General features: G+C 71.2%; 17 protein-coding genes. 2 read left to right on the forward strand and 15 right to left on the reverse strand.

Annotated features, from left to right (window positions below):
* Positions 1-161: 161 nt before the first annotated feature.
* The 3 genes from ABZ370_RS43200 to thyX all read right to left on the reverse strand — a co-directional run bounded on the left by ABZ370_RS43200 (position 162) and on the right by thyX (position 3,793).
* Complete coding sequence (locus ABZ370_RS43200; protein WP_358633826.1) at positions 162-1,847, reverse strand: ribonuclease J; 1,686 nt, start codon at positions 1,845-1,847, stop codon at positions 162-164.
* 124 nt (positions 1,848-1,971) lie between these two features.
* Positions 1,972-2,871, reverse strand: coding sequence for a 4-hydroxy-tetrahydrodipicolinate synthase (gene dapA / locus ABZ370_RS43205; RefSeq protein WP_358633829.1), 900 nt, complete (start codon positions 2,869-2,871; stop codon positions 1,972-1,974).
* A gap of 169 nt (positions 2,872-3,040) precedes the next feature.
* Complete coding sequence (thyX, locus tag ABZ370_RS43210) at positions 3,041-3,793, reverse strand: FAD-dependent thymidylate synthase (RefSeq protein WP_358633832.1); 753 nt, start codon at positions 3,791-3,793, stop codon at positions 3,041-3,043.
* 233 nt (positions 3,794-4,026) lie between these two features.
* On the opposite strand from thyX, the gene ABZ370_RS43215 reads away from it, so the two are divergent.
* The gene (locus ABZ370_RS43215) at positions 4,027-4,266 is read left to right on the forward strand and encodes a hypothetical protein (RefSeq protein ID WP_358633835.1); all 240 of its coding nucleotides are present in this window, start codon (positions 4,027-4,029) and stop codon (positions 4,264-4,266) included.
* Between the two features lie 63 nt (positions 4,267-4,329).
* Entirely contained in the window at positions 4,330-4,911 is a 582-nt protein-coding gene (locus tag ABZ370_RS43220; RefSeq protein WP_358633838.1) for a PH domain-containing protein, read from the forward strand.
* Here the strand turns inward: ABZ370_RS43220 and ABZ370_RS43225 are convergent.
* The 12 genes from ABZ370_RS43225 to eccD form a co-directional block, all read right to left on the reverse strand.
* Entirely contained in the window at positions 4,908-5,372 is a 465-nt protein-coding gene (locus ABZ370_RS43225; protein ID WP_358633841.1) for a tetratricopeptide repeat protein, read from the reverse strand. The genes ABZ370_RS43220 and ABZ370_RS43225 overlap by 4 nt on opposite strands.
* Before the next feature lie 10 nt (positions 5,373-5,382).
* On the reverse strand, positions 5,383-6,135 hold the full coding sequence (gene dapB / locus ABZ370_RS43230) for a 4-hydroxy-tetrahydrodipicolinate reductase (RefSeq protein ID WP_358633844.1): 753 nt from the start codon (positions 6,133-6,135) through the stop codon (positions 5,383-5,385).
* 45 nt (positions 6,136-6,180) lie between these two features.
* The gene (locus ABZ370_RS43235; RefSeq protein WP_358633847.1) at positions 6,181-7,563 is read right to left on the reverse strand and encodes a pitrilysin family protein; all 1,383 of its coding nucleotides are present in this window, start codon (positions 7,561-7,563) and stop codon (positions 6,181-6,183) included.
* Positions 7,560-9,791 carry a polyribonucleotide nucleotidyltransferase gene (locus ABZ370_RS43240; protein ID WP_358633850.1) on the reverse strand — a complete coding sequence of 744 codons (2,232 nt, stop codon included), beginning with the start codon at positions 9,789-9,791 and terminating at the stop codon, positions 7,560-7,562. The genes ABZ370_RS43235 and ABZ370_RS43240 overlap by 4 nt, the downstream gene beginning before the upstream one ends.
* 379 nt (positions 9,792-10,170) lie before the next feature.
* Positions 10,171-10,458: a 30S ribosomal protein S15 gene (gene rpsO, locus ABZ370_RS43245; protein ID WP_358633853.1), complete on the reverse strand. Its 288-nt coding sequence runs from the start codon at positions 10,456-10,458 to the stop codon at positions 10,171-10,173.
* A 216-nt stretch (positions 10,459-10,674) separates the two neighbouring features.
* Positions 10,675-12,285 carry an amidase gene (locus ABZ370_RS43250; RefSeq protein WP_358633856.1) on the reverse strand — a complete coding sequence of 537 codons (1,611 nt, stop codon included), beginning with the start codon at positions 12,283-12,285 and terminating at the stop codon, positions 10,675-10,677.
* Positions 12,285-12,575 (reverse strand): hypothetical protein, encoded by a 291-nt coding sequence (locus ABZ370_RS43255; protein ID WP_358633859.1) that lies wholly within the window; start codon positions 12,573-12,575, stop codon positions 12,285-12,287. Before ABZ370_RS43255 ends, ABZ370_RS43250 begins: the two co-directional genes overlap by 1 nt.
* Positions 12,576-12,639: 64 nt before the next feature.
* The gene (locus ABZ370_RS43260) at positions 12,640-14,703 is read right to left on the reverse strand and encodes a PQQ-binding-like beta-propeller repeat protein (RefSeq protein WP_358633862.1); all 2,064 of its coding nucleotides are present in this window, start codon (positions 14,701-14,703) and stop codon (positions 12,640-12,642) included.
* Between the two features lie 49 nt (positions 14,704-14,752).
* Positions 14,753-16,906 (reverse strand): PQQ-binding-like beta-propeller repeat protein, encoded by a 2,154-nt coding sequence (locus ABZ370_RS43265; protein WP_358633865.1) that lies wholly within the window; start codon positions 16,904-16,906, stop codon positions 14,753-14,755.
* 5 nt (positions 16,907-16,911) lie between these two features.
* A complete protein-coding gene (locus ABZ370_RS43270; protein ID WP_358633868.1) occupies positions 16,912-19,038 on the reverse strand; it encodes a PQQ-binding-like beta-propeller repeat protein in 2,127 nt (708 codons plus the stop codon).
* Between the two features lie 24 nt (positions 19,039-19,062).
* Complete coding sequence (locus tag ABZ370_RS43275) at positions 19,063-21,501, reverse strand: PQQ-binding-like beta-propeller repeat protein (protein WP_358633871.1); 2,439 nt, start codon at positions 21,499-21,501, stop codon at positions 19,063-19,065.
* A gap of 39 nt (positions 21,502-21,540) precedes the next feature.
* Complete coding sequence (gene eccD, locus ABZ370_RS43280; RefSeq protein WP_358633874.1) at positions 21,541-23,016, reverse strand: type VII secretion integral membrane protein EccD; 1,476 nt, start codon at positions 23,014-23,016, stop codon at positions 21,541-21,543.
* Positions 23,017-23,068 lie beyond the last annotated feature (52 nt).

Consider the following 23,068-nt stretch of genomic DNA (forward strand, 5'->3'; position numbering starts at 1 on the left):
GGTGATGGCCATCGGCGGCTTCAACGGCAGCGACCCGTCGCCGACCCTCGCCCAGTTCAAGGAGTATGTGCAGCAGGGGAAGATCCACTACTTCCAGGGCTCCCCGATGCAAATCGGGGAGCCCCGCCCGGGGTTCAGCGCCTCCTGGAGCTGAGGTCGCGTCAGACCTCGACCACCACGGGGAGGATCATCGGGCGCCGGCGGTAGCTGTCGGACACCCACTTGCCGACGGCGCGGCGCACGAGCTGCTGGATCTGGTGCGGCTCCGCGACGCCGTCGGAAGCCGACTTGGCCAGTGCGTCCTCGATCTTCGGGATGACCGCGGAGAAGGCCCCGTCCTCGATGCCGGAGCCTCTGGCCTGGATGTGCGGACCACCCACGATCTTGCCGGTCGTGCTGTCGACGACCACGAAGACCGAGATGATGCCTTCCTCGCCCAGGATGCGGCGGTCCTTCAGCGAGCTCTCGGTGACGTCGCCGACCGAGAGGCCGTCCACGTACACATAGCCCGCCTGCACCTTGCCGGTGATCTTCGCGATGCCGTCGACGAGGTCGACCACCACTCCGTCCTCGGCGATGACACAACGGTTCTTCGGGACCCCGGTCAGGGCGCCCAGTTCGGCGTTGGCGCGCAGATGGCGCCATTCGCCGTGGACCGGCATCAGGTTCTTGGGCTTGCAGATGTTGTAGAAGTACAGCAGCTCACCGGCCGAGGCATGGCCGGAGACGTGCACCTTGGCGTTGCCCTTGTGGATGACGTGCGCGCCCCAGCGCGTGAGCCCGTTGATGACGCGGTAGACCGCGTTCTCGTTGCCCGGGATGAGCGACGACGCGAGGATCACCGTGTCGCCCGGGACGATGCGGATCTGGTGATCGCGGTTGGCCATCCGGGACAGCGCGGCCATCGGCTCGCCCTGGGACCCGGTGCAGACGAGCACCACCTCGTCGTCCGGGAGGTCGTCGAGGGTCTTCACGTCCACCACTAGGCCCGCCGGGACCCGCAGATAGCCCAGGTCGCGGGCGATCCCCATGTTGCGGACCATCGAGCGGCCGACGAAGGCCACTCGGCGCCCGTACTCATGGGCCGCGTCGAGGATCTGCTGGATGCGGTGCACATGGCTGGCGAAGCTCGCGACGATGATGCGCTTCTGGGCGCTCGCGAAGACCTGGCCCAGGACGTTGGAGATCTCCCGCTCCGGCGGGACGAACCCGGGCACCTCGGCGTTGGTGGAGTCCGACAGGAGCAGGTCGATGCCCTCCTCGCCGAGCTTGGCGAAGGCGGGCAGGTCGGTGAGACGGCCGTCCAGCGGAAGCTGGTCCATCTTGAAGTCGCCGGTGTGCACGGCCAGGCCGGCCGGGGTGCGGATGGCGACCGCGAGGGCGTCCGGGATGGAGTGGTTGACCGCCACGAACTCGCACTCGAAGGGGCCGATCCGCTCCAGATTCCCCTCCTCCACCTCGAGGGTGTACGGGCGGATGCGGTGCTCCTGGAGCTTCGCCTCGATCAGTGCGAGGGTGAGCTTGGAGCCGATCAGCGGGATGTCCGCCTTCTCGCGGAGCAGGAACGGCACACCGCCGATGTGGTCCTCGTGCCCGTGGGTGAGCACGATGCCGTCGATGTCGTCGAGGCGGTTCCGGATGGACGTGAAGTCCGGCAGGATCAGGTCGACTCCGGGCTGCTCCTCCTCGGGGAAGAGCACCCCGCAGTCGACGATCAGCAGCCGTCCACCGTATTCGAAGACCGTCATGTTGCGGCCGATTTCGCCGAGGCCGCCGAGCGGGGTGACACGCAGGCCACCCTCCGGGAGCTTCGGCGGCGAGCCGAGCTCAGGGTGCGGATGACTCAAAAGACTCTCCTCACCACACACGCCACATGCCCCCTGGGGCACATGGCGCGCGTGACATTCGTGCACTTGCTGATGTGTCTCTATGCAGTTGTGAAGTATGAAGGTGCGACTGTCGCTTCTTTGACTAGAGCTGTACCCCGCCAGCGGCAAGATCGCGCTTGAGCTGTTCCGTTTCGTCGGGGGTCAGCTCGACGAGCGGCAGGCGCAGCGGCCCCGCGGGCAGGCCCTGGAGGGCGAGCGCGGCCTTCGACGTGATGACGCCCTGGGTGCGGAACATCCCGGTGAAGACGGGGAGCAGCTGCTGATGGATCTCCGTTGCCTTCGCGACGTCGCCCTGGAGGTGGGCTTCGAGCATCGCGCGCAGTTCGGGGCTGACCAGGTGGCCCACCACGGAGACGAAGCCCACGGCGCCGACCGACAGCAGCGGCAGGTTCAGCATGTCGTCGCCGGAGTACCAGGCGAGGCGGCTGCGTGCGATGGCCCAGCTGGCACGCCCGAGGTCGCCCTTGGCGTCCTTGTTGGCGACGATGCGCGGGTGCTCGGCGAGCCGGACCATGGTCTCGGTGCTGATCGGGACGCCGCTGCGGCCGGGGATGTCATAGAGCATGACCGGCAGGCCGGTGGCGTTCGCGATGGCGGTGAAGTGGAGGAAGATGCCTTCCTGCGGGGGCTTGCTGTAGTACGGCGTGACCGCGAGCAGGCCGTGGGCACCCGCCTGCTCCGCCGCGCGGGCGAGCTCGACGCTGTGCCCGGTGTCATTGGTACCGGCTCCGGCTACGACGTGGGCGCGGTCGCCGACCGCCTCCACCACGGCTCGTACGAGCTCGGCTTTCTCCGCATCGCTGGTGGTCGGGGACTCGCCGGTGGTGCCGTTGACGATCAGGCCGTCATTGCCGGCGTCCACCAGATGAGTGGCGAGCCGCTGGGCGCCGTCGAGGTCGAGCGCTCCGTCAGCGGTGAATGGCGTGACCATGGCGGTCAGCACCCGCCCGAAAGGGGTCTGCGATGTGGATGTCGGTGCCATGGGCACCACGCTACTCGTAGCGCGCCCCGCAGCGCTCCCTCGGGGCGGCGGAAGAGCGGCGCCGAAGAGGACCCGGCACTGCCTGCTCGGGGGTTCAAGCAGTGCCGGGCCCCTTTGTTCAGCCTAGATGAACTTCTCGAAACGCCGCAATACGGACACCTCGCTCGCGCTACGGAGCCACCCGGCCATTGGCGTTGAAGGCGGCGTGCGTGAGCGGCATCAGCCCGGCCCACGCCTCCTCCATCTTCTCCCCCACCATCTCGATCTCCCGCTGCGGGAAGGAGGGCACGGCGGCCTGCTCATGCTGGGTGCGCAGACCCAGGAAGTGCATCAGCGAGCGCGCGTTGCACGTCGCGTACATCGAGGAGTACAGGCCGACCGGGAGCACCGCGCGGGCCACCTCGCGGGCGACCCCGGCGGCCAGCATCTCCTGGTACGCCTCGTACGCCTGGCGGTAGGCGTCCTCCATCGCGCGGCCGGTCAGCGCGTGCTGCTCGGGGGTGCCCTCGACGAACTCGTACTTGCCCGGGCGGCCCTGCTGGACCAGCCTGCGGTCCTCGCCGGGCACATAGAAGACCGGCTCCAGACGGCGGTAGCGGCCGGACTCCTCGTTGTAGGACCAGCCCACCCGGTGCCGCATGAACTCGCGGAAGACAAAGATCGGGGCGCTGATGAAGAAGGTCATCGAGTTGTGCTCGAACGGGCTGCCGTGCCGGTCGCGCATCAGGTAGTTGATCAGCCCCTTGGAGCGCTCCGGGTCCTTCGTCAGCTCCTCGAGGGACTGCTCACCCGCGGTGGATACCCGCGCGGCCCACAGGACGTCGGAGTCGGCGGCGCTGTGCTTCACCAGCTCGACGGTCACATCGCTGCGGAAACTGGCCTTCTCGGTCTCGACCGGCCTCTCGGCGGGGGTCTCACTCACCGACGGGTCCTTCCATATCGCATCGCTCGGGGCGGGCCCCAGCTTACGGGCCACCACCGACAGGTCCGCTCCACCGGACCCCGCGGGAGCGTCCGTACGGACCCATGCGGGGGCCTCCGTACTCCCCCGCGGAAAATTTTGACTGAAGTTCTTGAAACAGGGCACCAGAAAGGCCGTTCACACGTCCTACACACTGAAGTGCCCGCGCTCGAGGTTCCAAGGAGAGCCCGCTCATGTTCCGCCGGCGAGAGCCCGTACCGTTCGCCTTCGTCGCCGAAGCCGACCGCTACCGCAGTAATGTCACCCCTCCTCCCCGCCCCAGGGCGTCCCGGTCCGAGATAACCGGCCGGACGCTGATGGGACTGACGATCGTCGCCGGTTTCGTCGGCGCTCTGATGTTCGGGATGCCCGCGCTCGACAGTCAGTCGCACCCCACTCAGCAGCAAGTGCAGGAGGCATCGCACAGGCGCTGAGCTGTGCTGAGATAGCCTCGCTCAGCACAGACCACCGGACGTGTGTGTGAGTGAGGACATCTCGTGCCCCTGCCCTTCCTGACAGCCGACCGCGCGCATGATGACGACCGAGCGGGGCCCGAAGGGGCCCCGCTCTCGCATGTCGACGTCACGTATGCCGATGTCACCTACGAGAACCCGGAGCGCTGGCGCCGTCCGTACCGGCCGGGTCCCTGGAAGGTCGGCGGGGCGGCGGTGCTGCTGCTCCTCGCCTCGTATCTCCTCTTCTCGGCGCTGATCATCGTCCTGGCGGGCTCCGGGTCCACGGCAGGAGTGTGCGCCGTCGCGGCGGCGCTGGTGATCGCCTTCGCGTTCCGGCTGGTGGGGGCGGGCGTCCGGGTGAGCGAGCGGGGGCTGCGGCGGACCGGTCTGTTCTCGTCCACGACGCTCCCCTGGCAGGACGTCGCGTCGATACGTACGGCCCAGCAGCCGGTACGTGTGCTGGGCCTTCCGCGCACCGTGCAGGGGCAGGCGGTGCTCGCCGGACGGACGTCGGGCGGCGCCCCGCTGACCCTGGTCACCAGCCATGACACCGATTTCCTGGGGCGCCCCGAGGCATTCGCCGCGGCCGCCGACGCTCTCGACGGGTGGGCGGACCGGCGCTAGGCGCTGTTCCCGGACCGGACCGGCTTGCCGTCGTGGAGGGCGATGGCGCGCTGCATCGCCTTGCGGGCGCGGGCGGTGTCGCGGGCGTCGTGGTACGCGACGGCGAGCCGGAACCAGGAGCGCCAGTCCTCCGGCGCGCCTTCCGTCTCGGCGCGCCGCTTCGCGAAGACCGCGTCCGCCGAGTCGCGGTCGATGCGCCCGCCGGGCGTCCGCACCAGCTCGTCGACCGGAAGGCCGCCTTCGGCGTCCAGTTCGCGCGCGAGCCGGTCGGCGTTGCGCGCGAACTGGGTGGTCTGCCACAGGAACCAGACGCCGATGAGCGGCATCACCAGGACGGCCAGACCGTAGGCGATGGTCACCGGGGTGCCCTGCCGGATGAGCAGCACCCCGCGGTCGCCGACCAGTACGAAGTAGACGACCAGGACGGCCGCGAGAACGAAATACGTGATCTTTGCGCGCACCGGTGTGCCCTCAGTCCAGATCGAGGAAGTGTTCCAGGCCGAAGGTGAGGCCGGGGGTGGTGACCACGCGCCGCGCGCCGAGCAGGATGCCCGGCATGAAGCTGCTGTGGTGAAGGGAGTCATGGCGGATGGTGAGGGTTTCGCCCTCGCCGCCGAGCAGGACCTCCTGGTGGGCGAGGAGCCCGCGCATGCGTACCGAGTGCACCGGCACCCCGTCCACCGAGGCGCCCCGCGCCCCCTCAAGACCCGTGGCCGTCGCGTCCGGCTGCGGGGCGCGGCCGGCCTCACGGCGGGCCTCGGCGATCAGCTGGGCGGTGCGGGCCGCGGTGCCCGAGGGGGCGTCCACCTTGTTGGGGTGGTGCAGCTCGATGACCTCGACGGATTCGAAGAAGCGGGCGGCCTGGCGGGCGAAGCGCATGGTCAGCACGGCGCCGATGGAGAAGTTCGGGGCGATGAGCACGCCGGTGCGGGGCGAGCCGTCGAGCCAGCCGCGCAGCTGCGCGAGGCGGTCGTCGGTCCAGCCGGTGGTGCCGACGACGCCGTGGATGCCGTGGCGTACGCAGAAGTCGAGGTTGCCCATCACCGAGCCCGGGTCGGTCAGCTCGACCGCGACCTCGGCGCCCGCCTCGACCATGGCCTCCAGCTTGTCGCCCCGGCCCAGCGCGGCGACCAGCTCCATGTCCTCGGCGGCTTCGACGGCTCGTACGGCCTCGGAACCGATCCGGCCCTTGGCACCGAGGACGGCCACGCGCAGCTTGCTCATCGTTCCTCTTCCTGAGACTTCCTGGGATTCCTTCGATTCCGTCGGCTAGGCGACGGCCTCGTCCAGCCGGGCCGCCTGCTTGTCCTTCAGCGGGCCGATGACCGACAGCGAAGGACGCTGCCCCAGTACATCGCGGGCCACCTCGCGCACCTCGTCCGGGGTGACCGACTGGATGCGGGCGAGCATGTCGTCCACCGACATCTGGTCGGCCCAGCACAGCTCGCTCTTGCCGATGCGGTTCATCAGCGCGCCGGTGTCCTCCAGGCCGAGCACCGTGGAGCCGGAGAGCTGGCCGATGGCGCGCCGCAGCTCCTCGTCGGTGAGGCCGTCGCGCGCGACCTGGTCCAGCTCGTCGCGGCAGATCTTGAGGACGTCGTGGACCTGGCTCGGGCGGCAGCCCGCGTAGACGCCGAAGAGGCCGCAGTCGGCGAAGCCGGAGTTGTAGGAGTAGACGCTGTAGGCGAGGCCACGCTTCTCCCGGACCTCCTGGAAGAGCCGGGAGCTCATGCCGCCGCCGAGCGCCGTGTTGAGCACGCCGAGCGCCCAGCGCCGGTCGTCGGTGCGCGGGATGCCCGGCATGCCGAGGATCACGTGCGCCTGCTCGGTCTTGCGGTTGAGCAGCTCGACCCGTCCCGCGGTGCGGATCGCCTTGGAACCGGCGCGCGGGGCGACCGGGGTCGCGTCGGCGGCGCGGGTGAGGGCGCCGCCCTGCTCGAAGGCGTCGCTCACCTGCCGGACGACCGCGTCGTGGTCGACGTTGCCCGCGGCGGCGACGACCAGGTGGGTCGGGTCGTAGTGCTTCTTGTAGAAGCGGGCGATCTGATCGCGGCCCAGCCCGTTGACGGTGTCGACGGTGCCCAGGACCGGGCGGCCGAGCGGGGTGTCGCCGAGCATGGTGTGCGAGAACAGGTCGTGGACGCAGTCGCCCGGGTCGTCCTCGGTCATCGCGATCTCTTCGAGGATGACGCCGCGCTCGGCGTCCACGTCCGCCGCGTCGATCACCGAGCCGGTCAGCATGTCGCAGACGACGTCGATGGCCAGCGGCAGATCGGTGTCGAGCACCCGCGCGTAGTAGCAGGTGTATTCCTTGGCGGTGAACGCGTTCATCTCGCCGCCGACGGCGTCGATGGCCGCGGAGATGTCGAGCGCGCTGCGCCGCCGGGTGCCCTTGAAGAGCAGGTGCTCCAGGTAGTGGGTGGCGCCATTCAGCGTGGGGGTCTCGTCACGGGAGCCCACATGCGCCCAGATGCCGAAGGTGGCGGAGCGTACGGACGGCAGGGTCTCGGTGAGGATGCGCAGGCCGCTCGGGAGCGTGGTCCTGCGGACCGTACCGATGCCGTTCTCGCCCGCGAGAAGCGTTTGGGTACGGGCGACGGCCCGCCCCTCCGAAGAGGTGCGGGCCGTCGTCGCGTCGTCGCGGGACGTCACTGGGCGGCTTCGTCCTTCGCCTCGTCGTCCTTGGCGTCGTCGTCGTCTTCACCCTCGATGACCGGGTGCAGCGAGAGCTTGCCGCGCTGGTCGATCTCGGCGATCTCGACCTGCACCTTGGAGCCCACCGCGAGCACGTCCTCGACGTTCTCCACGCGCTTGCCACCGGCGAGCTTGCGGATCTGCGAGATGTGCAGCAGCCCGTCCTTGCCCGGGAGCAGGGAGACGAAGGCGCCGAAGGTGGTGGTCTTCACGACCGTGCCCAGGTAGCGCTCGCCGACCTCGGGCATCGTCGGGTTGGCGATGCCGTTGATGGTCGCGCGGGCGGCCTCGGCGGCCGGGCCGTCGGCGGCACCGATGTAGATCGTGCCGTCGTCCTCGATGGTGATCTCGGCGCCGGTGTCCTCCTGGATCTGGTTGATCATCTTGCCCTTGGGGCCGATGACCTCACCGATCTTGTCCACCGGGATCTTGACGGTGATGATCCGCGGGGCGTTCGGGGACATCTCGTCCGGCGTGTCGATGGCTTCCATCATCACGTCGAGGATGTGCAGCCGGGCGTCGCGGGCCTGCTTGAGGGCCGCGGCCAGGACGGAGGCCGGGATGCCGTCCAGCTTGGTGTCCAGCTGGAGGGCGGTCACGAACTGCTTGGTACCGGCGACCTTGAAGTCCATGTCACCGAACGCGTCCTCCGCACCGAGGATGTCGGTGAGGGTGACGTAGTGGGTCTCGCCGTCGATCTCCTGGGAGATCAGGCCCATCGCGATGCCCGCGACCGGGGACTTCAGCGGCACACCGGCGTTCAGCAGCGACATCGTCGAGGCGCAGACCGAGCCCATGGAGGTCGAGCCGTTGGAGCTGAGCGCCTCGGAGACCTGCCGGATGGCGTACGGGAACTCCTCGCGCGTCGGCAGCACCGGCAGCAGCGCCCGCTCGGCCAGCGCGCCGTGGCCGATCTCGCGCCGCTTCGGGGAGCCGACGCGGCCGGTCTCACCGGTGGAGTACGGCGGGAAGTTGTAGTTGTGCATGTAGCGACGGCGCGTCTCGGGCGAGAGCGTGTCGAGCTGCTGCTCCATGCGGAGCATGTTCAGCGTGGTGACACCCAGGATCTGGGTCTCGCCGCGCTCGAACAGCGCCGAGCCGTGCACCCGCGGAATCGCCTCGACCTCGGCGGCGAGCGTACGGATGTCCGTGACGCCGCGGCCGTCGATGCGCTTCTTCTCCTTGATGACGCGCTCGCGCACCAGGGTCTTGGTCAGCGAGCGGTACGCGGCGGAGATCTCCTTCTCGCGTCCCTCGAACTGCGGCAGCAGCTTCTCGGCGGCCAGCGCCTTGACGCGGTCCAGCTCGGACTCGCGCTCCTGCTTGCCCGCGATGGTCAGCGCCTGGGACAGCTCGTCGCGGACGGCGGTGGTGAGCGCCTCCAGGACGTCGTCCTGGTAGTCCAGGAAGATCGGGAACTCGCCGGTGGGCTTGGCGGCCTTGGCGGCGAGGTCCGACTGGGCCTTGCACAGCACCTTGATGTACGGCTTGGCGGCCTCGAGGCCGGCCGCGACGAGCTCCTCGGTCGGCGCCTCGGCACCGTCCTGGACCAGCTGGATGGTCTGCTTGGTGGCCTCGGCCTCGACCATCATGATCGCGACGTCGCCGTCTTCCAGGACCCGGCCGGCGACGACCATGTCGAAGACGGCGTCCTCCAGCTCGGAGTGGGTCGGGAAGGCGACCCACTGGCCCTTGATCAGGGCGACGCGGGTGCCGCCGATCGGGCCGGAGAAGGGCAGGCCGGCGAGCTGCGTGGAGCAGGAGGCGGCGTTGATCGCGACCACGTCGTAGAGGTGGTCGGGGTTGAGCGCCATGATCGTCTCAACGACCTGGATCTCGTTGCGCAGGCCCTTCTTGAAGGACGGGCGCAGCGGTCGGTCGATCAGGCGGCAGGTGAGGATCGCGTCCTCGGACGGGCGGCCCTCACGGCGGAAGAACGAGCCGGGGATGCGCCCGGCGGCGTACATCCGCTCCTCGACGTCGACCGTCAGCGGGAAGAAGTCGAGCTGGTCCTTGGGGTTCTTCGAAGCGGTGGTGGCCGACAGCACCATGGTGTCGTCGTCCAGGTAGGCCACGGCCGAGCCGGCGGCCTGACGGGCCAGACGGCCCGTCTCGAAACGGATGGTGCGGGTGCCGAAGGTGCCATTGTCGATGACGGCCTCGGCGTAGTGGGTCTCGTTCTCCACCAGGGAAATCTCCTCGTCTGCGTCCCCGTCCGTATGACGGTGGACGGTGGTGGAGCAGCGCCTCTGGGCCTTGCTGTCCGGCGGCCGGGCCGGTCTTCGATCGAAGCCACCGGAATTGCCAGTTCCGGGAGCCACTACCGAGGACCGGCTCCTATGGCGCCGGTGCGGCGGGAATGAGGCGCTCCTCCTCGTGCGTTATGGAGTTGTTGGGACCAGACTACAAAGCTTCAGCCGTCATCACGATGGCTGTGTGGTCTGGCGTGTACGGGACGTAGTGGACAACACACGCTCCGTACATGGCCGTACGGCGCGGCTCAGGGGCCCGCGTACGGCAAAGGGAGCGGCCCGCTGACGCGGAAGCCGCTCCCTTCACGACGACTTACTTGGCGCCCGCCGCACCGCGACGGATGCCGAGGCGCTCGACCAGCGCGCGGAAGCGCGTGATGTCCTTCTTCGCCAGGTACTGCAGCAGCCGGCGGCGCTGGCCGACCAGCAGCAGCAGACCACGGCGGGAGTGGTGGTCGTGCTTGTGGGTCTTGAGGTGCTCGGTCAGGTCGGAGATGCGACGCGACAGCAGCGCGACCTGGACCTCCGGGGAGCCCGTGTCGCCTTCCTTCGTGGCGAACTCGGTCATGATCTGCTTCTTCGTAACGGCGTCGAGCGACACGCGTACTCCTTGGTTTCTCTGTTTCTGCCGCCGAGTGCCCCTGGTCGGTGTCTCAGGGGATCTTCCGTGACTCGGAAGGCGGGGTCCGCTGGGCGCTGTCTCCAGGGCCTTCGGGGAAGGCTCCGGGGGCGCGTACGCAAACGGCCAGCACACAGAGTACCAGTGTCCCGACCCGGGTCCGCCAGGCCGTCGCCGCGCATGCCGTGGCCCCCGTCGCTACGCGCTGGCGGCCGCGGCCTCCACGGCGTCCAGCAGCGGGCGGACGACGCGCTTGACGGGCTCCAGCGCCGGGTCCGCCGGGCGCCGCCGGTGCCAGTCGGTGACCGCCTGATAGGCGGCGACCACCTCCAGCAGACGGTCCTCCTCGTACGGAGCGCCACCCAGGATCGCGCCGGTCGGCATACCGGCGGTGAAGCCGATAGGGAAGCCGATCTCCGGCAGGCCCAGGATGTCGAACGGTACCGGGCTGGTCTGCAGCAGCACATCGCAGTGGTCGAACGGACCGTCGAGCACCGCACGCAGCAGATGGTGCTTGGCGCGCTGCGCGGTGATCCACTCGTCGCCGGAGAGCATCAGCCCCTGGAGCCAGCCCAGCACCGAGACGCCGAATTTCGTCAGATCCTCGCGCAGCCAGTGCCGGAACGGTTCGGCGCGCTCGCTCAGGCGGGCGGCGTTGAACGCGCTACCGGTCAGCAGCGACCAGTCGGTGGGGTAACGGATCTCCACGAGGGTGACGCCGGGCAGATCCGCCAGGGTGTCCAGGAGCGCCGAGCGCCGGGCGATGCCGTCGGTGAAGCCCGGCGGCACGCCGATCCGGGTGGGCCGACGGAGCCGTACCTTCCCCTTGGGCCCCTTGGACGAGACCACGGGGGTGGCCGCGCGCACCAGATGGGGCAGGCGCGGCAGGCCCTGGGTCCGCGGGTCCTCGGCGTCCGGCCCGGCCATGACCGTCAGCATGATCGCCGCGTCCATCGCGTCGCGGGCGATCGGTCCGCAGTGGTCCCGGGTGTACGAGAGCGGGATGACGCCGTTCAGGGAGACCCGGCCCATCGTGGGCTTCAGGCCGGTGAGGTTCTGCCGGTTGGCCGGGTTGACGATCGAACCGCCGGTCTGGGTGCCGATGGAGGACGACGCCATCCGTCCGGCGACCGCGCAGGCCGGTCCGGTGGACGAACCGCCGGGGTCGATGAGCGGATTGTCGGGCGTCCAGGCGTTGACGGTGGTGATCATGCCGTTGGGCGTGGTGGCACGGGTGGTGGCCAGCGGTCCCATCTGCCCCTTGCCGAGCAGGATGCCGCCCGACGCCTTGAGGCGGGCGACGGCGGTGGCGTCGGTGACCGGCACGAAGTCTTCGAAGATGAAGGAGTTGGCGCGGGTGGGGACGCCCTTGGTGAAGTAGTTGTCCTTGACGCACAGCGGAACCCCGGCCAGCGGCCCGCCCTTTCCGTCCCCGCCGCGGTTCGCCCGGTCCGCCGCGTAGGCCGCGAGCAGCGCCTGCTTCCCGGTCACCTCGGCGTACGCCTGGTAGGTCTTGTCGTACTTCTCGATGCGGTCCAGATACGCCTGGACGAGATCCGCGGAGGTGAGCCGCCCGGTGCGGATCAGGACGACGGCCTCGGCGAGCGTGGCCTCCGTGGGGTCGTGCCGCGCCGCCTCCCGCACCGGCAGGTCGGGCACGGCGACGGCGGGCGGGGCTGGGGCGGTGGGCCCCGCGGGCGTACGGGCCGGGGCCGCGGCGGCGGGTGCGGCGGACGCGGCCAGGGCGCCACCGGACCCGGCGGCGGCCGAAGCGGCGAGGAACGTACGGCGGTTGAGGTCCCGGCCCATCAGCGGTCCGCCTCCCCGGTCCAGGCGGTGGTGATCGACGGGTACGCGAGCGGCGCGGCCTCCTGCTGCGCGTACGCCGCCCCCAGCGCGCCGCCCACGCCGCCCGTCGGCGGCGTCCACTCGGCCAGCGCGCCGGGCGTCGTGGCGACGAACTCGCGCAGCGCCACCATGATCACGGCCCGGGTCGGGCTGCCGGTCTCGGGGTCGGCCACGTCCGGGAGCTGGTCGATGTCGACCCCGGCCAGTGCCAGCCGGGCCCGTATGTACGCGTCCAGCGCGTCGCTGTCCAAGGGAGTCTCCGAATGATCGCGTCGGTGTGGTGGTGAGTGAAGCAGTTGTCCTGAGGCGGCTGTCCTAGAACACCGGCATGGCCGTCAGTGTCCGGTTGTGCAGCAGGAAGACGCGGTTCCCGGCCGCGGCCGGCTGCCAGTTGCCGACGGTACCCGCGGTATAGGGCCAAGCCGCCTTCCCCTCCCGGACGTCCGCGACCTGTACCCCTCCTGTGCCTTCCGCGTCGGCCACCGCCCACACGCTGTTCCCCACAGCCACGGGGGCGCCCAGAGAGTGGTCCTGGGAAGCGAAGGGCATGGTCCACAGGTCCGACCCGCCATCAGCCTTGCGTGCGGAGAGATCGGTGCCGTCAACGGTGTACACGACGCCCTTCCGCACGGCCGGGGCGCTGCACCCGCTTTCGCCGACGGCGGCATGCGCCCAGTTCTCCTTGCCGTCCGACAGCGTCAGAGCGGCCAGGCTTCGCCCGCCCAGGTAGACCGTGCCGTCGACGATGACCGGCGGGAGGGACGTGGAGCCGCGCTTGTCGGGCCCCCAGACGACCTTGCCGTTCGCCGTGTCGAAAGCCACCACCTCGCCGAAGGTGCCGTACACCACCAGGCGTCCGTCGGCCACCGCGGCCGCCGCCGGGCTGTTGCCGGAGGACCGTACCGGTCTCGGAGCCGTCCACAGGGTGCGGTGCGAGTCGAGGCCGACGGCGCGCACCCGGCCCGCCCGCGTGACCAGATAGACGGCGCTCTCGTCCACGGCCAGCAGCGCCGCCGCGTCGGCACCCTCGGCCTTCCACCGCTGGGTGCCGTCCTTCGCGCTCAGCATCCGCACCACGCCCTTGGCGTCGGCCGCGAGGACACCCTCGTCGCCCAGTGCCAGCAGCCGTCCCCGCAGCCCGGTGATCGACGTCGTCCACCGCGGCTTCCCCTCGGTCACGCCGTAGCCGCGCAGCCGACCGTCCGTCACCGCGACGACGACCAAGTCGCGGACGGGGAGCGGGTCGGGCACGGCCCGGTCGGCGAGTTTCAGGGGACCGAGGTCGACGGGGCCCCACAGGGGCGAGGGCGCGGTGCCCTCGTCGTACTTCGCCAGCGGCTTCGCGTCCCACGGCTGCGCACCGTCCGCCGCGGCCTCGTCGTCGCGCGACAGCCACCACGCCCCGGCCCCGCCGCCCGCCACGAGCACCGCGCCGCCCGCGGCGAGGGTGGTGAGCAGCCTGCGCCGGGTGGGGCGGGACGGCTCGTCGCCAGGCATGGTGGCCATCCGGCGGGCGTCCTTCTCGCGCCGTGCGATGTCCTCCGCGAGCGGCCCGGTCCGCCAGGCGCGCCCGGCGCCGCGGGGCGGCGCCAGCGCCCCGGCGAGCGCGTCGAGCGCGGGCCGTTCCGCGGCCTCCTTGGCGAGGCAGGGTGTGACCAAGGCCCGTATGTCCCCCGGCACCGCGCCCAGTTCCGGTTCGCCGTGCACCACTTGGTACTGCACGGCGGCCACATGCCCGCCCTCGTAGACCGACCGACCGCCCGCCGCGTACGCCAGGACCACGCCGAGGGAGAACACGTCCCCCGCGGGCCCGGTCCGCCGCCCCAGGACCTGTTCGGGCGCGGCGTAGCCGGGGGTGGCGAGCGTCTGTCCGGTGGTGGTGAGGGTGAGCCCGTGCTCGGGACGGGCGATACCGAAGTCGATGATCCTGGGGCCGCGCGAGGTCAGCACGATGTTCGACGGCTTGATGTCGCGGTGTACGAGCCCGGCCGCGTGGATCTCCCGCAGCGTCGTCACGAGCGCCGCGCCCAGTGCCCTGACGGCGGGTTCGGCGAGCGCCCCGTACCGCTCGACGGCCTGGTCGAGCGTGGGCCCCACCAGGAACTCCGTGGCCATCCACGGCCGTCCGCCCTCGGTCTGCGCGGCCAGCACCCGCGCCACCCCGCCGCTGCGCACGGCCTGCGCCGCGTACGCCTCGCGCAGGAAGCGCCGGGCCATCTCCGGATCGTGCGCCAGCTCGGGCCGCAGCACCTTGACGGCCGCGGTCCGGCCCGCCGCGTCCCGCCCGAGGTACACCTGCCCCATCCCGCCGGCCCCGAGCACGCCGGTGAGGCGGTACGGGCCGAGGCGGAGGGGATCGCCGGTGCCGAGGGGGTTCATGGGGCTCCTGGAATGGGGTGGGGATGGTCGATGAGCGGATGGACCACCGCTACTCGTCGAGTGGGAGAGCGCACACGTTGGGGCCGCGCACGACGATGAGCCGCTTGGCCCTGGGGAGCGTCATGATCGTCGAAGACCCCTGGTCGCCGAAGGAGGTCTGGAAGGTCCAGGCCACGCGGTGCGTACGCAGGTCGATCGTGGCGATCCACTGGGCGTCGTTGTTCGGCGAGGCGTAGAAGTAGTTCCCGTTCACGGCGGAGGTGGCGCCGAAAGAGAGCGACAAGGCGGTGGACTTGTCCTCTTCCCACAGCAGGCGGCCGCTGCGGGCGTCCAGGGCGATGAGGCCGTTATCGCGCTCCGTCGTGTAGACGACGCCACCCTTGTAGATCGGCGGGCCGTAGTGGGGGAGGACCGGGTCGTAATCCTCGCCGAACTTCCGGCCCTTGCCGAAGCTCCACGTGATCTTGCCGTCGGAGAGGCGCAGCGCGAGCACTTCCGTCGTGCCGAGGAACAGGTGGTCCGAGGAGAGGGCATGGCGCGTCCCCGTGGAGATGCCGCTCGAGTACTTCTTGGGGATCCGCACCGACCAGCGGGTCGCCCCGGTGCGGGCGTCGATCAGGGAGGCCGACGCCCCCTGTGTGCGGAGGAACGACGAGCCAATGGGGGTCGCGATCAGGTCGGCGAAAGTGTCCGCCGGAGTGGGCATCGGGCGGCGCCACAACCGCTTGCCGGTCCGGGAGTCGACGGCGATCCGCACCCAGCTCTTGCTGGACTTCCCCTCCAGAACCAGGGATCGGCCAATGGCGATCACCAGGCGCGTCTCCAGCGCGTCGACGCCATCGAGCCGGGCCAGTGGTGTCCGGAAGCTGCCCGTGGTGAGGTCGATGGGCACCAGGTGCCGCGGGTCGCTCCCGTCCAACGCGAACAGCCGCTCGCCGTCCGACAGTACGGCCTTCGCGCCGCCCACCAGCTCGCTCTCCGCGCGCCGCTCGCCGGTCCTCGCGTCGACGCAGAGGAGCGCCCCCTCCGAAACCAGGGCCAAGTCGTCGCCGACCGGGAGCGGGACCGCGTCTCCGAGGTCCTCGACGGAGGCCTTCCACACCATGCGCGGTGCTCCTCCGGACGCGGTCGGGGACGGCCCCTCCCCCGAGGGGCCCGCGCTGTCGTCATCACGGGCGAGCAGCCCCCAGGCACCCGCCGCGCCGCCCGCGGCGAGCACGCCGCCGCCGACGGCGAGCAGCCCGCGGCGGCTGACGCGGGGCCGTCGCGACGCGGACGTCAGAGTGGTGAACTCCTCCTCCGGTACGGGCAGTCGGGCGGGCTGGATCTCCCATACGGCCGCACTGCGCCGCGCAATGTCCGCGAGCAGGCCGTCCGGGAGGTGCTCCGCGAAGTCACCGCCCCCGTCATGGAGCAGCGTCCTGAATTCCGCCGTATTCGGGCGCTGCTCCGGATCCTTGGCCAGACCTCGGGCCAGCACGGGGCGCAGCCCGTCCGGCACACCGGACAGGTCGGGCTCCGCGTACCGGACCCGGTAGAGCAGATCTGCAGGCTGTCCGCTGCCGAAGGGCGGGCTGCCGCTCACTGTGAAGGCGAGCACGGCGGACAGCGCGAACACATCGCCCGCCGCCGTGTGTTCGCCGCCGATCGTCTGCTCCGGTGACATGTAGGCGGGTGTTCCGGCCGTCGTGCCCGTGCGGGTCAGCCGGTCGTCTCCGGCTGCCCGGGCGATGCCGAAGTCGATGACCTTGGGACCGAGGGCGGTCAGCAGGATGTTGGAGGGCTTGAGGTCGCGGTGCACGACGCCGGAGCGGTGCAGCTGGGCGAGTGCGTCGCACAGCGCCGCGCCCAGGACGCGTGCGGCGGATTCGGGCAGCACACCGCAGAGCACCACCGCCTCGTCGAGCGGCGGGCCGAGGACGTATTCGGTCGCCAGCCACGGCGTCGGGGCGAGCGAGTCGGCGTCGATGACCTCAGCGCCGTATTGCCCGCCGATGATCCGGGCGGCGTCGACCTCCAGGCGGAAGCGGCTGCGGAACTCGGTCCGCGCGGCGAAGTGCTCGTGCACGGTTTTCAGCGCGACCGTGCGGCCCTTGGCCGAACGCCCGAGATAGACCGTGCCCATTCCTCCGCTGCCGAGCCGGGCGATGAGGGTGTACGGGCCGATGGCCTGCGGATCGTCATGTGCGAGTGGGGAGACCATCGGTATCAGTCCACCGGAAGCGCGTAGAGGACACGGTCACTCAGAACGAAGGCCATGCCGGGTGCCGTGCCCACGACGCGGCCGGGAAAGGCGGTCGCCTGCTCTCTGTCAGCAGGGGCGAACCTCCACTTCAGCGCACCGTTCGACGCGTCCAGCGCCTCGATCTCGGCTTCGGTCGACTGGAAGACGGTGGTGCCCGCATGGCTCACCGCGGTCTCACCCGAGGTTCCGAAGGAGTTGAGAGGCACGGGACTTCGACGCCGCCACCGTGGTTTTCCGCTGCGTACGTCGACGGCGTAGGTGATGGCGTCCATATCGGTGACGTAGACCGAACGCCCATGCATCACCGGAGCACCGGCCGTCGTTCTTCCCGTCCTGACCCGCCAGCGCTCTTTGCCGCTGACGATGTCGTGGGCCCTCATGCCATCGCCGTCGCAGGTGATCAGCAGATTCCCGGGGGTCACCAGACGCGACTCGGGAGAATCGTCTTCCCCCCGGTAGGTCCGGGTCCACAGCTTCCGGCCGTTGCGGCGGTCCAGCGCCAGATAGGACACAGGCCCGTCGTGCATGGTCTCACCAGTCCTGGGAACCAGGATCATGCTCTCGAGCAGGAACGCGACGGTGTCACCATCGTCGCCTTGGAACGCTTCGGGCAGCGGAGTGCGCCATCGCTCCTTGCGCTTTTTGAGGTCATAGGCGACCACCGCGCATTCGTCGGCTGACGCCCCTTCCTCGGAGCTCCCCTGGATCAGAAACCACAGCGCGTTCTTGTCGGCCGCGAGAAACGTCGAGACCGAGGGGGCGTCCATACCGTTGTATCGCCTCTCCACCCACTTGATCCGGCCTGTGCTCAGCGAGACCGCGGAGAAGGCGGACGTGTCCGGAGAGATGAACGTTCCGTCGCCGAGCAGCACGATGGTGGACAGGGGATCGGGATAGAGATCGTGGCGTGACCAGAGCGCTCTGCCGGTCCGCAGCGTCAGGGCAGTCACGGATTTGAGCGTGTTGACGAGCGCGATCCTTCCCTGCCAGAGAAGCGGGTCCTCTTGCAGTTCACCTCCGAAGTCATATCGCCACAACGGAGCGGGCGCGATCCCTCGGAGATTCGTGGCGCGGGGCCCCGGCTCCTCCCCGGCCGCCCGCCATCCGGCGACCGCGCCCGCCCCGAGACCGAGTCCGGCCACACCCGAGAGGGCACCGATCGTCACAGCGCGCCGGGAGGGACCCGGCCGCGCTGCCGTGCGCGGCTCGGTCGCAGCCTCGGCGCCGCTCCCCGGGGGCTCCGCGGGATATGCCGCGGCCAGCTCGCCGAGGGCTGCCACAACGGAGGTCGGCAGTCCGCCCGAGGCGTCCGCGGACCATGAGGCACTCAGTTCCCGGGCGACGGTGACCGGCTGCGGGCGCGCTTCGGGGTCGGCCGAGAGGCATGCGGTGATAAGGCCGCCCATCGCCTCCGGCAATGCCGCCCGTGATGCGTACGAGAGATCCGCGCGTCCCGTGGCCGCGTAACTGAGCACGGCGCCCAGCGCGTAGACGTCTCCGGCCGGGCGGGGTCGGCCACCCCCTCGCTGCTCGGGCGGCAGGCTGAAGGGGTCGACTCCGGGAGGGTGGGCGCGCTCGGAGCCGTCCAACGCCGCCGCGCGCACCAGTCCGTAGCCGGTCAGCCGCGGACCGTCCGCCATCAGGAGGGTGGTCGCGGGCGAGATCCCCGCGTGCACCAGCCCGCTCGCATGCCAACCGGCGAGGGCCTGGGCGAGGACCGTGCCCAGCGCACGCACGGTGGGCTCGGGCAACGGCCCCTTGGACGCGGCGAGCGCCTCTTCGAGCGACAGAGCGGGGAAACAGTCATAGGCGACCCACGGGAGGTCCTCATGAGCCGGAGCGATATCGATGACCGGGGCCGCCCAGAAGCCGGTGAGCCGACGGGAGTTCTCGGCCTCCGCGCGAAACCGCACCCGGTACCCCGGGTCCTCTGCTAGCTCTACGGCGGGCAGCAGCAACACGGCCGTGCGGCCCGTGCGATCGTCCCGGGCGATACGGCGACGCGCACCGTCGAAGCAGGCGTGGGCATCAGCCGTGCCGACGATACGGAACGGGCCGAGCCGCGCCGATTCGGCCGCCTGCACACTCATTCACTCCTCCAGGACGGCCGCGGTTCAACGCAGCGGCAGGGCATAGACGCTCTTTCCACTGACGACGACGGCCAGATCGTCCGTGAGCGCGACTCTGCGACGCGCCACGATCCCCTTGGCTCCCGCGGCGCCGCTGTCCGTGAAGCGCCAGCGCAGAGTGCCGTCCTCGGCATCGATGGCGTCGACTTCCACGTCATTGCTCATCAGCACCGTGTGCCCGGAAGGACTCACCGTCGTATCGGGCGTGCGTGCTCCGGACAGCGCCTTCGTGACGAGGCCGTAGACGCGCTGCCACCGCACCGCACCGGTCCGTGCCGAGAGCGCGTGGACCGCGTAGGCGCCATCGGTGGCGTACACCGTGTCCCCGTGGACGACCGGAGGGCCGAAGTCGGCGAGATGCTTGTAGGAGACCTCGCCCTTCGCCGGTACGGTCCACGAGGGCCCGCCGCCACGGGCCACGTCGTAGCCGCACAGATCGGAGCTGACCGAGGCGATGAGTGTGCCGCCGCTGTCGGTGGTCACCGGCCGTCCGGCCGTCACGCCCTTGTAGGAGCGCGTCCATCGCCGCGCCCCATGGGTGCGGTCGAACGCCATGAACTCCTTGCCCCGCGCCACGAGGACGTCCTTCATCAGGTAGCCCTGGTCGAAGCCGCCGGGCAGCGGGCTGGTCCACAGTTCCTTGCCCCGGGTGAGGTCGTAGGCGATCAGGACCCGGCTGTCGCCCCCGCCCCGGCGTTCGGCGGCGATCCAGACGGTGCCGCCTTCCGCCGCGAGCAGAGCGGCGTACGGGGTCCGGCCGCCGGGGCGGAATTCCTCCGGCTCCCACTCGATGTCTCCGGTACGGGGAGCGAGAGCGGCGATCTTGGTTCCCGGGACGAGCACCAGGTTCTTGCCGACGGCCCTCAGCGGCCCCCGTGCACGGACGTCGTCCCTGGTCCACAGCCGCTTCCCGGTACGCAGATCGAGCCCGGTGACGCCCTCGCCGGTCGCGATGACAGCGGTCTGGTCCGCGCAGATGAGCGGGGCGTCCGCAAGCGGTCCGCCGTCGGCGTCGAACCGCCAGAGCGGGGTCGGCGGGGCGCCCGCGAGCCGGCGGCGGGAGCGGTGCGCCGCTGCCAGACGCTCGGCCGGGGTGAGCGGTGCGGGGGCGTCCCCGGCCGTCGCCACCCCCACCACGGTGCCTCCTGCGGCGACGCCCGCCGTACCGCAGGCCGCCCCGAGGAGCAGGGATCGCCGGGAGGGGCGGGCTCTGTCCCGCGCCCCGGGGCCGTCGGCGGTGTCCGGACGGCTGGGCACACCGGTCGGCGGATGCGGAATGCCGACCGTGCCGCGCCGGCCGGCGGTGGTCTGCTCGGGCATGGGCGTGTGGCCGGTGCCGGCGGGTGCCGCCCCTTCCTGTGGGGAGGCCGTCTCCGCCGCTTCGTTCTCCGCTGCCGCTTCGATCTCCGCGGCCAGCACCGCCGAGGACTGCTCCGCCAGCGCGACGACCAGCCGTGCGGGCAGCCAGCCCGGCCCCAGCGCGCCCGCGGCCCGGCTCATGCCACCGCCGTCCAGCTCGGTCGCCCCCGGGCCGCCGCTCCGCGCGGGCGGACCGGCCGCCGCGCCGTCCACGACCGTGGGCATCGCCCCCGCGGGGGCCTGCGGTCCAGCGGCGGGCGCCGCGGCCGGGGCGTGGCGGACGCCTCGCATCAGTTCGTCCAGCAGGCTCTGCGCCGTCGGCCGGTCGGCCGGGTCGGGGGCGAGGCATGACCTCAGCGTGCCCCTCAACTCCTCCGGCAGGGCGTCCGCCTCGGGCTCCAGCCGCCCCGTTGCCGCGTACGCCAGGACCGCGCCGAGCGCGTAGACGTCCCCCAGGGGGCGCGGCCGCCCGCCCCCGAGCTGTTCCGGGGGCAGCGTGTCCGCCGACAGCCCCGGGACGCCGGACCGCTCCCTGCCTTCCGGGACCGCGGCCCGTACCGCGCCGAATCCGGACAGCCGGGGACCGTCGTCCGTGATGAACACCGTGCCCGGCGCGGTCCCCGCGTGCGTGGCGCCCGTCTCGTGAATCCCGGCCAGCGTCTCGGCCAGGGCCGCGCCCAGCGCGCACACGGTGCGGACCGGGAGCGGGCCTCCGCACGCCTCCAGCGCGGCGGGCAGCGGCACCATCGGGCGGTACGGGGACGCACTCCACGGGGGTCCGCCGACCGCTTCCGAGACCTCCGCCACCGGGGCGAGCCAGGGGAACCGCCGGGCGCGGCCGAGCAGGCGTGCGCTCTCCGCCTCGGCCAGGAAACGCGCCCGATGGGCGGCGTCGTCCACGAGTTCCGTCAGTGGGGTGGTGACCACGACGGTGCGGGCCCCGTCCGCGCCGCGCGCGATGAACTGGCGGGTGGCCACGGTGATCTCCCCCGCTGCCGGAGCCAGCCGCGCGATCACGTGATACGGCCCGAGCCGCCGCGGATCGTCCTGGCTCAGCGGTTCCACACGCGCCCCCCGCGGTGGCCGAGGGGGAGGCGGCGCCCATCAGCCACTGGTCAGCCCGCGCACCGTGCTGTAGACGTCCAGCGCCGCCAGGCAGAGGGGGACCAGGGAGAGCAGAAAGGCGCTCTCGGCGAGGTCGGAGAGACGGCCCCAGAAGGGGGACATCCCGGCCCTGGGGATGATCAGCGCGATGGCCAGGAGCAGACCGGCGCCCACCGTGACGGCCGCGGCCAGCCAGATGGTGCGGATGTCGAGCGGCCCGCGGTCGTTCTCGGTCATCAGCTTGAGGACCGCGTCGGCCGGCGGGTTCAGGGACAGCCCCAGCACCAGCAGGCCGAGGGAGACCAGGCCCGCGCCGAGGACGGCGGCGACCTGGGTGGTGTAACGGAAGAGGCGGGCGCGCAGCAGCATCGCGAGGCCGGAGGCGAGCGCCAGCAGCTGGCCCCACATGTTGTCGGAGAAGCCCAGGACGGCGGCGGCTCCGACGACGACGGCCGAGCAGCCGCCGACCAGGCCGAGCAGCATCTCGTGGCCGCGGCGGGCCTGGGCGGCCACGCGCTCGGCGTCGAGGGGTTCCGCGGCGTGGACGTTGTTCGCGTTGTTCGGCTCCAGGCTTTCGTCGGTCGCCGAGTGGGGTGCCGCGTATCCGATGGGCAGCCGGGCAACGCGCGCCGACAGGCCCGGCAGGAAGGCGACGGCGCCGATCGCGACGACGGCGCAGACGGCCGCCGTCCCGGTGGGATCGGCTTCGGTGAGGATCGCGCAGAACGTGGCGACGGTGCCGACGCTGGAGGCGAAGACGGCCGCGACGAACGGTGCGTCACCGCCCGGCATCGCGGCGACGAGGGCGACGGAACCGACGAGCACGGCTACGCAGCCGAGCAGGAACTGCAGACGGCCGATCCCCTCGCCCTGTTCGAGGGCCAGCAGGCCCGATCCCGCGATCATGAGGTGGGGCAGCGCCCCCAGCCCGAGCGCGATGGCGGACGCGCGGTCCTCGTACACCCGGGCCCGCACCCCGGCGAGCGCGGTCAGCAGAGCGCCGACGGCCGCGGCGATGATGCCCGGCAGGCTGTGCATGTCGTGCTTGACGGGGTCGGCGAACCAGAGCACGAAGCCCATGAGGATGAGCAGCAGGGAGCCGCCGAAGAGACCGGACGCGCGCAGGAACTGGTCGTTCCACAGGGTCCGGTCACGGGTGACGGCAGAGGCGATCGCGTCGGAGACGTCGTCGTAGACGGCGGGCGGCAGCGAGTCGGCGAAGGGGCGCAGGGACAGCAGCTCGCCGTCGAGCACCTGCTGGGCCGTCAGGGAACGGGAGCTGTCCAGGACCGTGCCGTCGCGCCGTACGAGGTGGTATCCGGTGGGCGTACCCGCGGGCTGGGTCTGGCCGGTCAGCCGCAGGATCTCCGGGTACACGTCGGCGACGGCGACGTCCTCGGGAAGGGCGACGTCGATCCGGCTGTCGGGAGCCACCACAGTGACTCGGCAGAAGCCGGTCGTAGCGGACGTACTCACTTTCAGGTCCCCCTCGTTCGGTTTTCCGCCTCGCTCGTATTACGTGCGCGCG

This window comes from Streptomyces sp. NPDC005962, assembly GCF_040629205.1.
In the GTDB taxonomy this organism is placed as follows: Bacteria; Actinomycetota; Actinomycetes; order Streptomycetales; family Streptomycetaceae; genus Streptomyces.